This window comes from Paenibacillus sp. FSL H7-0942 (genome assembly GCF_045040715.1).
In the GTDB taxonomy this organism is placed as follows: Bacteria; Bacillota; Bacilli; order Paenibacillales; family Paenibacillaceae; genus Paenibacillus; species Paenibacillus amylolyticus.
Window position 1 is genome coordinate 4655740 of record NZ_CP150279.1, and the last position, 13621, is coordinate 4669360.

Below are 13621 nucleotides of genomic sequence, written 5' to 3' on the forward strand. Positions count from 1 at the left end.
TTAGAAAAATCCCCTGACCATTATCGGTTCAGGGGATTTTTCTTTGAATATTAATTCACTTATAAGTATAATAATTCAATTGTGATTAATAAAATTTGTAGTTAAAGGAAGTGTACCGTGACCATACATATCAGAGAAACTCAACCTGATGATCTGAAACCCCTGATGGCATTAATGCATGACTATGTGGTGGGATTCTACAACAACCCCTGGCCTGGTGATCAATCCATCCAGCTTTTGATCAACAACCTGCTTAATCAGAAGATCGGTGCTCAATTTGTGGCAGTAGAGGACGGGAAGCTTATCGGATTTTCCACCCTGTTCTTTACCTACAGCACGATGAAAGCAGAGCGTGTCGCCATTATGAACGACCTATTTGTTACGGAAACATTTAGAGAGGGCGAAGCAGAAGCTAAATTATTCGCACACTGTCAGCAATATACGCGTGACCATGGATGTGCATATATGTCTTGGATCACAGCAGTGACCAATGAGCGAGCCCAGCAATTATTCGAACGTCTCGGGGCTACACGTGGCGCTTGGGTAAACTATTCCATTACATAGACTCTTTTTAACACAAAAAAGGACATGGAAACATGAAGGTTCAGCCCTATCATGCTTGCATGTCCTTTACTCCTTCGATCTTAAATGTATCCAGTAATACAGAATTTATTATAGTCAGATAGAGCGTTGCGACGTCTCGCTTACTCTCCCTTTTGCTGTGAAGCAGCTGCCTTCAGCCTTTCCAACACATCAACCGTTACGGTCTTGCTACCAAGATCCCCGTGGAAAACAACACCTTGCCGTTTGCCATGATAATCCGATCCACCAGTCTCAATAAGATCATACTCCCTGGCCATCTCAGCATACCTGCGTTCCTCTTCCGGGCCATGGTCCGAATGAAACACCTCAATGCCATCTGGATGAGAGTCTTCGATGATACGTCGCACCAATTCATCATCGTTATAGAGACCCGGATGGGCAATCACAGCGGCTCCACCTGCGGCTCTGATCCACTCGCAAGCATCCTCTGGTGCAACGCGGGGTACAGACACGAAGCCAGGCTTGCCTTCAGCAAGATATCGATCGAATGCATCCCGCATGTCGACAGCATATCCCTTCTTCACCAGCACATCGGCCATATGAGGTCTTCCAATACTCTCATCCGGCTCTAACGGTCGTCCTAGCTCATCCAGTACCTCCTGCCAGCTTATATCAAGCCCGAGTTCTTGCAGCTTGGCGATAATCAGAAGATTCCGCTCATCTCGCGCTTCTCGTAATCCGCGCAACCGTTGCAGGAACTGCTCATCCTCTGTATTCACATAATACCCAAGCACATGAATATCTTTCCCACCAGCCCGGGTGCTGATCTCCACTCCGGCAACAACATCAATATCGTACTCTTTTCCCGCTTGCTGTGCTTCCGCTACACCAGCTACTGTATCATGGTCCGTCAGGGCAACCGCAGATAGCCCTTTTTGTTTGGCAAGCTTCACATTATCAGCAGGTGGCTGCATTCCATCGGAAGCCTGACTATGCGTATGAAGATCACAGCGTCCTTGGCGCTGATCCATGATCAACAGCTCCTTTGTTTAAAATTGATTATGATTCAATCTTATCTACCATTGATGTTGCCAACGATTATGCCTTCCCCGTCTTATGTACCGACTTAGGCTGCTCCTGCTGACGCAGATAATTCAGGAAAGCGACTGCTGACAGGGGCAACAAGGACGATTTTAGATGGATGGCATAGAACTGCCTTTTGAATTCGAGTCCGCGGATATCCACAATATGAACAAGTCCCAGAGCCAGTTCATGCTGCACCGAAGAAGGAGATAACATCGTAATACCTACCCCTGCCTCCACGGCCGATTTTACCGCTCCTGTACTGCCAAGTTCCATCACTACATTCATATCCTGTGGATCAATCTTTTTCTTTTGCAATTGGTCTTCCATCACCTGACGAGTACCCGAGCCCTTCTCACGCAGCACAAAAGGATAATTCATTACATCCTCAATATTCACTTTGCTACGCTTAGCCAAATCATGTCCGGCAGGTACAATCAGTTTCAGCTCGTCCTGCATGACAGGCTCCACAATCATGTCCGGGTGGTGCACTGGCGCTTCAATCAGACCAAAATTAAGCTGGTGCTTCAATATATCATCCATAATTTGCGTTGTATTCATCACTTTCATGACAATTGAAATATCCGGATATTGAAGTGCAAATGGTCCGAGCATGCGTGGAAGCACATATTCCCCGATCGTTAAGCTGGCTCCCAGCTGGAGTCTGCCCTGTAACATCTGAGTAAACGCCGACATCGCTTCGTCCGTCTGTCTGACCAACTCTACACTCCGTTTTGCATGAGGTAATAAAGTTCGGCCAGCCTCGGATAATTCTATTTTTTTGGTGGAACGATGCAATAACTTGGTGCCAAAATAGTCCTCCAATGATTGAATCTGCATCGTTACTGCCGGTTGAGTCATATGTAATGCTTGTGCAGCCGCCGAGAAACTCCCCTTCTCTGCTACCGTATAAAAAATATGCAATTGGTGAAAATTCATATCTTCGCCCCTCTTCGATTACACTCTCTACATTGTAGCCGATTTCCCGCTTGGCAACAAAAAAAGCATGCAGCTTGTCTGCATGCGATAATCTTTGAATCTATGATTTCAACATATTGAATCTACTCAACCTACTTATGCTTGCGGCTATTTTTGACCAGCGTCATTCTTCTTGAATGTCTTAACCATGAATAATATGACTTCAGGTCCCTTAATTCAATGGTCTCCGACATACGTCCCAGAAACGTAACTACAATCATTTTGTGCAGCGGGTTGCCCGCAATATCATATTCTCCTTCAAGTTCGGAAAATTCGGCGACCACCACCAGATCCTCATCAATCAGGTAGACGTCCTGTTCATTACGGTAGTATGGTGTTATACGGTCCTGCTTCAGACACTCCCATAACCACGCCGCAATATGGTCATCATCACTACGTGCAGGCTCAATACGGTCTGCATACCGCATCTTGGCATGATGGGTAATGACGATGTCGGCCACTTTCTTGTCTCCAAGAGCCACGAAAAACGGCTCGTAGGTGCTCCAACGTTGCATCACCTTATCACGCATGGGAATCACTCTCCACCAGATAGGACTTTCTATCTATTTATTACCAAATATATTACAACATTAGTCCCGCAACCTCAAGGCGTAAGTTTAACTTTTTTTCACAATAGCCAATTTGTGTATAATTCAAGAAAAGAGCGACCCCAAAGGGTCCCTCCAGTTTCTCGTCTATATTCCGTAAAAGCTCGTTTTGTCCATCGTTTTGCTGGCATACTCGGTTTTGATCTCATTACGATACGAGCGTTCGATCTTGCGCACATAGGAAAGTCGCTTCACATTTTTCATCGTATCATCTGCCCGTTCTGCATTAACATACATGACTACATAATGCATACGGCGGGAGATATAATGCACGGTGCCATATTTTTCGAGATTACGGGCAGCTTTCAAATCACTGACCCAAATAATGAATCCTGTCCTTTCCGCAAACATCATCGTTCCCCGCCCTTCTATAATGATTACTTAACTGCAACCACACTTGCCGCCACTACCGCAGCCGCCCTTCGGATTCGGATCATTGCTCGGTACCTTAATGGTCGTTGACACTGCAAATGCAATGGTCTCTGACATCTGGAATAACATATCATCCAGGGACTTCTCTGCCTGTTTGAAGCGGATTACCGCCTCGAAATTTTCCAACTCCTGTTCCAGAGCCTTCACCTGGTCTTTTGCTGCATGATAATCCGGGTGAAAATGACCGAAACGCTGTGTTTCTTCAAACAATTCCTTCTTGGCATTCAGCTTCCGAATCCCCATCTGAATCTCAGGGGTAGTCTCGACTTGCTGCTTCCAATATAAATAATCCGATACTTCGGCAGATTGGTTAATCATGTCGCCCAGTTCATATGCGCCCGTTAACACTTGGGCCATATCGACCGTGTTCATTTCCGCTACGCTCATGAAATATTCATCCTATCTATATATAAAGTTCTACTTAACGTAGACTACCTCATCATAGCATATCCATGAATAGTTAAGAAGAGTTTTTCCTGCAATTAGAAATAGGGGGAACTCGAAAATTCGCCTTTCAACCTGATATTCACGTGAAATAGTCAGGTTATGACATCATCTGGCAGGATAAGACGCATTGTATCCCACTCTGACGGGGAGAATGTACGCCATTCCGTCTCTGATGTATTTTCACTTGAATCCAACATGCACCAACCGCTTAAAGTCCATTGTTCATGACCCTCTACCTGATGTGGAATGAGGTATTGCGTACGATTTTCCTGTTGTATCCCCAGCTTGGTCTGCCACTCAATGGCTTTGGCAGCAATCTGTCGGGCGGTTGAACTATGATATCGACGCCACTCCTTGTACCAGGTCTCCGGTATCTCCTCAAATCCCAACAGAGAGAACTTCTTCTCAATGACAGAATGATCACGCTCCAACCCATGCAGAGATGCAGGGACATCAACCAGACCTTGATTATCGGGTGTGTAGAAAGAAGAATATACACCGCTCAACACATCTTTTTCTAATAACTTCGGATCATCTGCGGAGCCTGTACTTTCCTCCATTACCTCCATACTTCTATCTACAGTCAATGGTGCAACATCCGTCTCCTTGCCCCAATCTGCTAACGCAATACGTACATTCTCTGGTATGCCTGTCAGCGCATATTGATCCAGAAGCTCTATCACTTCATGTAATGCATACCCTCTGGCTATGGCCGAAATGAATCGTTCTCTTGTCAAACGGTAGATGGACATTCGATCACGCGTCACCCGTTCTGCGTATTGCTCCAGCATCCAGATTACATCAGGCCCTGCTTCCGGCGGTACCAACACTTCGAAATCAGGCTGCATGTAAAATCCACACGGCTCCGCCTCACTTACCATCTCTTGTTCTCGATATAACAGGCTATGCGGTTCGATCAGCCAACGGAATGCCAGCGCTCCCGACTGATCTTCTCCTACTTCACCATAACCCCAGCCAGCCAGTGCGTATAGCCAGCCCCTGATCCGTGGTTTCAATTCCGAATTCTCTATATGGCACCATATGTTTTTTTCTGGAGCAAACAATGCCAATTGATAACGGAAATGCTGCAACGCGGGTTCAGCTTCTCCGTATCTTTCCATACACGCTTGATATATTTCCCGATGCATCTGTCTCCACGAGAGCTTCAACCATGTTTGTAATCGATGATCTACAATCTGAATTCGTCCATCTGACTTCTGAGCCAGATTCAGACTGAGCAGTAGATCGAGAAGGATCGCTACGTGGGTCGGATACAAATCCGAATGTTCATATCGGATACCCAGACCTTCAAAGTCTGTCGAAGATAATACCGTGATCGCACTTAATTTTTGAACACTTTTCTTATGTATAGTGCCCTTCCCTGTCAAAGGAAGTCCTTCTCTTTCGATCCACGCGATCAGATGAAGCAGCTCTGCAGCAATATCCGGCTTTCCCTCCTGTAGTACTTGAGCATGCTGTGCCATCTGTTCAACGGTTATGCCCACTCTTTGTGCGTAAGCAATCGTCAATGTCTCCATCAGCGAAGCAGGAATATAGAATAATCGCTCCCCCCAACTCTTATATACAGATTCAATCCATTTTTGCTGCCTAAGGCTGGCGAATGAAGAATTGGCTTCTGCGACACTTAGTCCTTCGATGGCCCACTGTTCTCGCGGCAGGAGGGAGGAAAAAGGCTGACCGGCATGTTTGTGAAAAATTGCACCAAGCACTTTTTGTTCCACCAAAGCAAGCTTTGACCATGAATTAAGGTTCAGTACCACAGGCTCATCTATTGGTTCAAATGAAGACATATCCCAATCCCTCCTCTTTTCGCGAGTATAAATGGACTATTCGTTCTCGTGCACAATGGCATATTCATATCCCTGCTCCACCAAGAACATCTGACGGTTTAATGCAAACTCCTGTTCCTTACTATCCTCTGATACCAACGCATAGAAATATGCTTTGTTTTCTCCAGCTTTTGGTCTCAGAATTCTCCCCAAACGCTGTGCCTCTTCCTGCCTTGACCCGAAGCTCCCCGATATCTCAAGCGCAACAGCAGCATCAGGCAAATCCACAGCAAAATTGGCAACCTTGGATACCACAATTGTTTTAATATCTCCACGTCGAAAAGCGGCAAACCACTTGATTCGCTCTTGTTGTGACATGGTACCCGAGATCAAAGGTGCTTCAATTTCCCGGGCAATCAACTCAAGTTGATCCAGATATTGTCCAATCACTAGCGCAGGCAAATCCCGATGACGTTCCAGCAAACGCTTAACTACATGTACCTTCGCCGGATTCTCGGCAGCCAATCGAAATTGATGTTTAACCTCGGCTTGCAGATAATTTGATCTTAGTTCCGGGGAAAACGGGATACGTATCTCCTGACATTGTACATCAGCAATCCACCCTTGCTGCTCCAGTTGTTTCCACGGCATATCATAGAGCTTTGGACCAATCAACGAAAACACATCCTGTTCACAGCCATCCTCTCGAACCAAGGTGGCCGTCAATCCCAGCCTTCGCGTAGCTTGAATATCCGCAGTTGCACGAAACACTGGTGCTGGCAGCAAATGTACTTCATCATATATGATCAGCCCCCATTGCCGCTCACTGAGCAGTTTGATGTGGGTAAAATCAGCATCCTTTGATTTCCGGTGTGTAAGAATCTGATATGTAGCTACAGTCACAGGCTTCACCTGTTTTTTCTGACCGGAATACTCACCGATCTGTTCGCTGGTAATCGTGGTTTTGTCTTGAATTTCCTGAATCCACTGTCGCACAGACGTTGTATTGGACGTCAAAATAAGGCATTCACATTGAAGCCGCTCCAGCACGGCCATGCCAATGACCGTTTTTCCTGCCCCGCAAGGAAGTACGAGTAAACCGCTTCCTCCCATGCCCTCACTGCCTTCGAATGCATCCACAGCCTCTCTCTGGTAAGAACGCAGCGCAAACCGCTCAGAGTGGTCCCCCGGATCATTAGACCGCCAATCAAATGAAAGCTTGGTTCCCTCCCGATATCCTACGTAATCAAGTACGGGGTAACCCAATCGTGTTAATTCCCTTTTTAATAACCCTCGCTGTTCTCCTGGGAGCAGAAGTTCATGAGCGTCCTTACGTTCCATGCGAAAGGCAGCTATCGATTTCAATCCACTTAATTCATCCAGCAACCGCTCATCCTCACTGTAAAGACGCATTCTAGTGTGATCTGCTTCGGAATGCAGTTTTAATTTGCCATACTGATCCATGATTCTCCGAACATCCTGTATAAGTGCAGCAGGCACGTTCCAGCGGGATACCAGCTCCAAACTTGCGATGACCTGATCTGCATTCCATCCCAGCGCAGCCGCATTCCAGAGCGATAACGGAGTGATTCGGTAAGTATGGAACGCTGCCGGTGTCTTAACTAGTTCTGAATACATCCCAAGCTGCTCTCTTGCTCTTTCGAATCCGGGGTGGCCAACTTCCAGCAAAACTGTAAAATCTCGCTGAACTATACAAGCATCTGTGCTTACCATATGTTCTGTTCCTTCCATTTGGTGCCTTCCTCCTATCACAAAAAAGTCCAGTTCCGGCAGCTTCCGAAAATGAACCACTTTAAGTGCACGTTCCAAAAGTCTAGTTTTCAGTACCGAAAAGTGGACTTTTGGACAACATCTATAAAATCCACAAAAAAACATCCTGCCCATACCTCGGTATGAACAGGATGCCCAACTGCATCTAAAGTCATTCGGCTGTGTAACCCTTAGCCATAGCTATGAACAATCTAACGGCCGTCTGCATTGCGTCTTCATCAAAATCAAACATCGGATGATGATGCGGATAGATCGCATTTTTATCCGGGTTGCCTGCTCCAACAAACATAAAGCACCCTGGAACCTTCTGCAGATAATACGCAAAATCTTCCGCTGGCATCAGCATCGGGGAAGCTTGCACTCGTTCTGCCCCAAATAATTCTGTAGCTTCTCTGAAGAAACGTTCTGTCTCCTGTTCATCGTTCACCACAGGCGGATATCCCATAATATATTTCACTTGCGTCTCTGCGCCATAAGCTGCCCCTGTCTGGGCTACCATGGTAAGCACACGCTCTTTCATCCCGTTTCGGGTCTCTTCATCAAATGTTCTTACCGTACCGCTCATTTTGCATTGCTCTGCAATTACGTTCTGAGCCGAGCCCGCCTGCATTGTACCAATGGTCAGCACTGCGGGTTGCAATGGATCAACCGAACGACTGACAACGGTCTGAAGCTGCATCACAAGCGCAGAACCGGCGATAAGACTATCTATCGTGGATTGTGGCATCCCGCCATGTCCACCTTTGCCTTTGATCTCAATGTAAAAATCGTCCGCCGCCGCCATCATCGGTCCTGCTTTACTGGCAACAATACCTACAGGCAGCGGGGTCCACAGATGAATGCCATATATGACATCCACGCCTTCAAGCGCACCATCCGCAATGACCTGAACTGCACCACCCGGAAGCAGTTCTTCTGCTGGCTGGAACAAAAAGCGAATCTCGCCTTGGATCTCCTGCTTGTGACGGCTGAAATACAATGCCGTACCGAGCAAGATCGAGATATGACCATCGTGGCCGCATGCATGCATCGCTCCTGCTTGTTGTGACGCATACTCGATATTCTTCTCATCCTGAATCGGCAGTGCGTCCATATCAGCTCGCAGCATGACGACAGGACCCGGCTTGTCCCCACGAATGGTACCGATGACCCCGTGACCACCAACATGACGCCTCACGTCCACGCCAAAACTCTCCAACATATCCGCTACAAAAGAGGATGTCTTCTCCTCATGAAAGGAAACCTCTGGATTGCGATGAAGGTGACGCCGCCATTCCACCATGTGGATCTGCAGATCTTCCCACCATATATTATTAGTCATGTCTCTCCACCCTTTCAATCTTAAACGGGACTTATATCAAGCCCGAACCTTCCTCTTCAAACCTATTGCTGTATATTGTAGCAGAATTGGAAGAAAACCGATACGAAACGCCTTTGGAAAGCTTGCACGGGAAGGGGAAACATACTATCATGAACTAGAGAAATACTCGAGAAATTATACTCGGAAGCTTATGAGGAGGATCAAACGCTTATGATTTTTGAGAATACAGGCTTGGATGGCTTGAAGAGCGACTTGGCATACCTGGATGAGAGCGCCGAGAAAGTCGGATTTGTCCGGTGGCAATGGGAATATTACCGTGCTACATATGACTACAAAATTGAAGATGAACAAACCAACTCAGAATACTTTGTACGCATTAATACCCGCGCTGTGGAAGGCAAATTGGAAAAACCGGATACCGTTCTTGCTGTTGAAGCAGTATACCTTGGCAAAGCCACTTTCCCTCACGGCCTGGATTATGACTCTTCCGTTCCGCAACCAGTCGTGAAGCTGGCAGCCCAAAAATTACAGCAGCTTAAAGAACTGCTGGAAGCATAGGCTGGGCCAAACGATGAATCAACAAACGGCCCAAACGAAAACGAAGAGAGGCACGCCGGATTTTCAACTGCTAATCCTCACTTTATTGTTGGTGGGCTTTGGACTGGTGATGGTATTCAGCTCCAGTTCCAGCATTGCAATCGCAAGCGATAAATTTAACAATGATGCCCTTTACTTCACGAAAAAACAACTTATGTGGGCGATTATCGGTCTATTTGGCATGTTTTTTGCCATGAATATCCGCTTCAACAAGTACAAAAAGCTCTATGCACCCTTTTTCCTGCTCACTACGGTCATGCTGGTGATTGTTTTGATCTCAGGTGCAGTATTGAACGGTGCACGAAGCTGGATTCACATTTTTGGTTTCAGTCTTCAGCCTGCAGAGTTCGCGAAAATTGCTATCATTCTCTATCTCTCTGCTCTTATTACCAAAAAAGGTGAGAAATTCAGGGTTTTCAAGACAGGGTACGTTCCCGTCTTGTTCATCGTTGGATTCATCGCAGGGCTGATTATGCTGCAACCAGACTTCGGTACCACCTTCATTCTGGTGTCCACCTGTGGTCTCTTGATCTATGCCGGTGGAGCCAGTATGAAACATATCCTGGGTTCGATTCTCCTGGTTGTACTCGGTGGGGCACTGGCGTTCGGAGCGAATTCCCTGTTTTCTTCCATGTCTCCTTCCGACACAACGACTGCTACAACAGCAGTCACTGCGGAGCAGAACTACAAGATCGGACGTATTCAGGCTTTCCTTGATCCAATGTCCGATATTAATGGCGGAAGTCTTAACCTCTACCGTTCTCTTGTTGCCATTGGTGATGGCGGCATAACAGGTTCCGGGATTGGACAAGGTACGATGAAGTTGCATTATTTGCCAAACGCGTATAATGACTTTATTTTCTCCGTAATTGGGGAAGAACTCGGATTCATCGGAAGTGCATTATTCCTGCTGGTTTACCTGTACTTCATCTGGCGAGGAATTATTGTCTCTCTCCGCTGTCCCGATCCATTCGGAACATTGGTCGGCATAGGTATCATGGGACTAATCGCGATTCAGGCATTTATCAACATCGGTGGTGTAACTCAGACCATTCCGGTGACGGGGGTCACGCTTCCGTTTATCAGTTATGGGGGTACCTCACTCTTTGTGATGATGGTTGCCATGGGCATTCTGCTCAGTATCTCACGCACCAACAATCTGGACGTGATCAAGGAAGAGAAAACGAAGTCCGTAACTGTACAGACACAGACTCGTACCTCTCCTGCTCTTCGTTCACGGGAGTCCATCCGTCGGATTCGATAAAAAACAACACAAAAAAGGCTGTGCACCTAATGGATGCGCAGCCTTTTTCTGTGTACTCGGTACAATTCTGTCTATCAAGATGAAGAACAGGTCAATATCGTTCTGTCCTCCATTGCGGATTGCGATTTCTACAGATCGTCGCCTTTGAAAGATACGCCTTCTACCTTTACATTGACTTCAACCACGCGTAATCCGGTCATGGTCTCTACCGCTTCTCTTACATTCTGCTGAAGCATACGGGAAACTTCATGAATCGGAGTTTCGTACAGGACGATGATGCGCAGGTCAATGGCTGCTTCCAGCTGGCCGACCTCAACGCTCACGCCTTTCTGTACGTTTTTACCGCTGAGTCGCTTCGCCCAGCCCTCTGACAATCCTCCAGACATTGCGGCAATTCCGGGTGTTTCCATTGCAGCCATTCCGGCAATTTTTGCAACCACGTCATCGGCAATCCGGATGTTTCCGCTCTCCAGTTGAAGTTGTTCTGCCATGCCACATCCTCCTTCACTTCGTTACTCGTATTTTAAATCCTTTCCACCCCAAAAAGCAAATTAAACTCAAAAAGATGCGTTTACAACCTACCACCATTTGGTTATATTGAAATATGAAAATAATCTCATAAGCGATTTACAGTGTAATTCAAAAACAAAATAATTTATAACCGAGGTGTTTGTTGTGAGAAACCGGATTTCATCCATTTTGCTGATTGCGTTCTTTGCACTCAGTGCCATCGCCCACTACTTGAAATGGGATTCGATTCTACAGTTCGTGATATCAGCCATTTCGGTTATTTTTGTGGCCGGTTTTTTAGGCAAAGCCACCGAAAATGTAGCCCACTACGCCGGACAGCGACTGGGTGGATTCTTGAATGCCACCTTCGGCAATGCTGCCGAATTGATCATCGCCATTTTCCTCGTCAAAGAGGGACTCTTCGACATGGTCAAAGCTAGTCTGACAGGTTCTATCATCGGAAATCTGCTATTAGTGCTCGGGTTAAGTATTTTTGCCGGAGGACTCAAGTTCAAAATTCAGAATTATAATGTTTCACTTGCAGGTCTGAATGGTTCCCTGATGATTGTTGCCATTATTGCCCTGTTTATTCCGGCAGTCTTTCTCAATACACATTCCATTACACAGAAAGACACCAATACACTTAGTCTCATCGTGGCCGGATTGCTCATCCTCGCGTATATTGCGTGGTTGCTATTCTCCATGGTGACACATAAGAACTACCTCGCAGACGTCACTGAGGATCGCGATGAAGAGCTACCTCATGAGCATGCTCCAGCATGGTCCAAGAAAAAATCTATTCTCTACCTGGTGCTCGCAACAGTCATGGTTGCTTTCGTCAGTGAATGGCTGGTGGGCACGCTTGAAGTCTTCACTTCGGAATTTGGACTTAGCGAACTGTTTGTCGGTGCATTCCTTGTGGCCATCATCGGTAATGCGGCCGAACACAGTGCAGCCATCATGCTTGCCATGAAAAATAAAATTGGAGCCGCCGTTGAAATTGCGGTTGGCAGCAGCTTGCAGATCGCACTCTTCGTTGCTCCTGTACTGATTTTTGTCAGCTACTTCACAGGCAGAACCATGGATATCGTATTTACAACGATTGAACTGGTCGCCATCGGCGTATCCGTATTTATTGCAAAGTCCATTACCCAAGATGGTTCAACGAATTGGTACGAAGGTTTACTCCTGCTCGTGGTATATATCATACTCGGTGTATCCTTCTTCCTGGTGTAACTAGGCCCTCACGTAGCCATGATTAAAATATACAAGCCACAAGAGGCAGCCCGAATTTACATTCGGTGCTGTCTCTTTGTTTGTATACGCCTTCCGGCTGGCTTGCATCCCCACCCCGTTCAGACGCACAAAAAAAGCATGCATAAACGCCTGCATGCCTTCTATTCTGACCCGCGCATTTGCAGGCTATTGCTCATTCTTCTTGTTCAAGGCTTCATATAAAATTGCCAAATTCCGCTCAAGCGCGCTAACCAGCTGCTTACCTGCACCTTCTGGAAGGAGCCCTGCACGAACAGCAAAATCAACTTCTTTGGAGAACCCATACATCTGTGTATCCAATACTTCCTCATAGAGAGGGCAGTAGCGGGTAGCCAGATTCTCCATCTGTACTTCAATAAGCTTCTGTATTTTATCTGCATCTTCTTGAAGAAGACTGATCGCTTTCAAACTCAGCTGGTCCTGCAGATCAGATGAAGTCATGCATTTTTCCCCCCTATGTCCCAAAAATCGCGTAAAGACGTTCTACCTCTAATATTAGACGAAATGAAGAGCTAATACAAGAACCTGACCAAAATAAGCCCGCAAAGTTAAGCCTTTTGTTGAAGCTTAATCCTCCTGTTCCAGTCACCTCCAAATGTGCATTCAGCGCATTCCATGCCAAAAAACACCCCTGCCAAAAAAGGCAAAGGTGCTTCTTGAGAGCTATTACTCAGATGCGATGCTTACATTCAGTCCATGCTTGGCAAATACTTCTGACATGGCTGCTTTCGCTTCAACTGCATCTGGACCATGAACATGCAGTTCATAGCTGTGCGTGCTGATCAGCGTTGTAAACAATCCGAGAATACTTTTCACATCGATATACTTGTTCTCCGAATGAAGCACGATTGAAGAAGTAAACTTGCCTGCTGTTTGAGCAATTTCTACTACAGCCGCGTTATTACTCGACATAGGAATCCCTCCGTCTTTTTACTATTGGTATCATCTATTAATTACCACTACATGATACCGTGAATCCGCT

The 13621-nt window shown here is 46.4% G+C and carries 15 protein-coding genes; 4 read left to right on the forward strand and 11 right to left on the reverse strand.

Annotation, left to right across the window (positions count from 1 at the left end; all coding sequences use genetic code 11):
* The first annotated feature begins 117 nt into the window (after positions 1–117).
* Positions 118–564, forward strand: coding sequence for a GNAT family N-acetyltransferase (locus tag MHI48_RS20700; RefSeq protein ID WP_076328033.1), 447 nt, complete (start codon positions 118–120; stop codon positions 562–564).
* A 140-nt stretch (positions 565–704) separates the two neighbouring features.
* On the opposite strand, the gene MHI48_RS20705 is transcribed toward MHI48_RS20700, so the two are convergent.
* The 8 genes from MHI48_RS20705 to MHI48_RS20740 form a co-directional block, all read right to left on the reverse strand.
* Entirely contained in the window at positions 705–1574 is an 870-nt protein-coding gene (locus MHI48_RS20705; protein WP_076328034.1) for a PHP domain-containing protein, read from the reverse strand.
* Between the two features lie 67 nt (positions 1575–1641).
* On the reverse strand, positions 1642–2565 hold the full coding sequence (locus MHI48_RS20710; RefSeq protein WP_036614641.1) for a selenium metabolism-associated LysR family transcriptional regulator: 924 nt from the start codon (positions 2563–2565) through the stop codon (positions 1642–1644).
* 131 nt (positions 2566–2696) lie between these two features.
* On the reverse strand, positions 2697–3134 hold the full coding sequence (locus MHI48_RS20715) for a hypothetical protein (protein ID WP_017687436.1): 438 nt from the start codon (positions 3132–3134) through the stop codon (positions 2697–2699).
* Positions 3135–3299: 165 nt separating this feature from the next.
* On the reverse strand, positions 3300–3563 hold the full coding sequence (locus tag MHI48_RS20720) for a YlbG family protein (RefSeq protein WP_026080981.1): 264 nt from the start codon (positions 3561–3563) through the stop codon (positions 3300–3302).
* Positions 3564–3593: 30 nt separating this feature from the next.
* Positions 3594–4031, reverse strand: coding sequence for a YlbF family regulator (locus tag MHI48_RS20725; RefSeq protein ID WP_036614642.1), 438 nt, complete (start codon positions 4029–4031; stop codon positions 3594–3596).
* 152 nt (positions 4032–4183) lie between these two features.
* Complete coding sequence (locus tag MHI48_RS20730; protein WP_076328035.1) at positions 4184–5902, reverse strand: helicase-associated domain-containing protein; 1719 nt, start codon at positions 5900–5902, stop codon at positions 4184–4186.
* A gap of 36 nt (positions 5903–5938) precedes the next feature.
* Positions 5939–7633 (reverse strand): DNA repair helicase XPB, encoded by a 1695-nt coding sequence (locus MHI48_RS20735; RefSeq protein WP_083677401.1) that lies wholly within the window; start codon positions 7631–7633, stop codon positions 5939–5941.
* A gap of 190 nt (positions 7634–7823) precedes the next feature.
* The gene (locus tag MHI48_RS20740) at positions 7824–8993 is read right to left on the reverse strand and encodes a M20 family metallopeptidase (protein ID WP_076328036.1); all 1170 of its coding nucleotides are present in this window, start codon (positions 8991–8993) and stop codon (positions 7824–7826) included.
* Between the two features lie 210 nt (positions 8994–9203).
* Between MHI48_RS20740 and MHI48_RS20745 the strand changes: the two genes are divergently transcribed.
* Complete coding sequence (locus MHI48_RS20745; protein ID WP_017687430.1) at positions 9204–9551, forward strand: YugN family protein; 348 nt, start codon at positions 9204–9206, stop codon at positions 9549–9551.
* Positions 9552–9564: 13 nt separating this feature from the next.
* Positions 9565–10854 carry a putative lipid II flippase FtsW gene (ftsW, locus tag MHI48_RS20750; RefSeq protein WP_076328037.1) on the forward strand — a complete coding sequence of 430 codons (1290 nt, stop codon included), beginning with the start codon at positions 9565–9567 and terminating at the stop codon, positions 10852–10854.
* A 128-nt stretch (positions 10855–10982) separates the two neighbouring features.
* On the opposite strand, the gene MHI48_RS20755 is transcribed toward ftsW, so the two are convergent.
* On the reverse strand, positions 10983–11345 hold the full coding sequence (locus tag MHI48_RS20755; protein ID WP_017687428.1) for an Asp23/Gls24 family envelope stress response protein: 363 nt from the start codon (positions 11343–11345) through the stop codon (positions 10983–10985).
* 184 nt (positions 11346–11529) lie between these two features.
* On the opposite strand from MHI48_RS20755, the gene cax reads away from it, so the two are divergent.
* The gene (gene cax, locus MHI48_RS20760) at positions 11530–12600 is read left to right on the forward strand and encodes a calcium/proton exchanger (RefSeq protein WP_036674882.1); all 1071 of its coding nucleotides are present in this window, start codon (positions 11530–11532) and stop codon (positions 12598–12600) included.
* A 186-nt stretch (positions 12601–12786) separates the two neighbouring features.
* On the opposite strand, the gene MHI48_RS20765 is transcribed toward cax, so the two are convergent.
* Entirely contained in the window at positions 12787–13080 is a 294-nt protein-coding gene (locus MHI48_RS20765; protein WP_036614657.1) for a YlaN family protein, read from the reverse strand.
* Between the two features lie 225 nt (positions 13081–13305).
* Complete coding sequence (locus tag MHI48_RS20770; RefSeq protein ID WP_036614658.1) at positions 13306–13551, reverse strand: HPr family phosphocarrier protein; 246 nt, start codon at positions 13549–13551, stop codon at positions 13306–13308.
* Between the last annotated feature and the right edge of the window lie 70 nt (positions 13552–13621).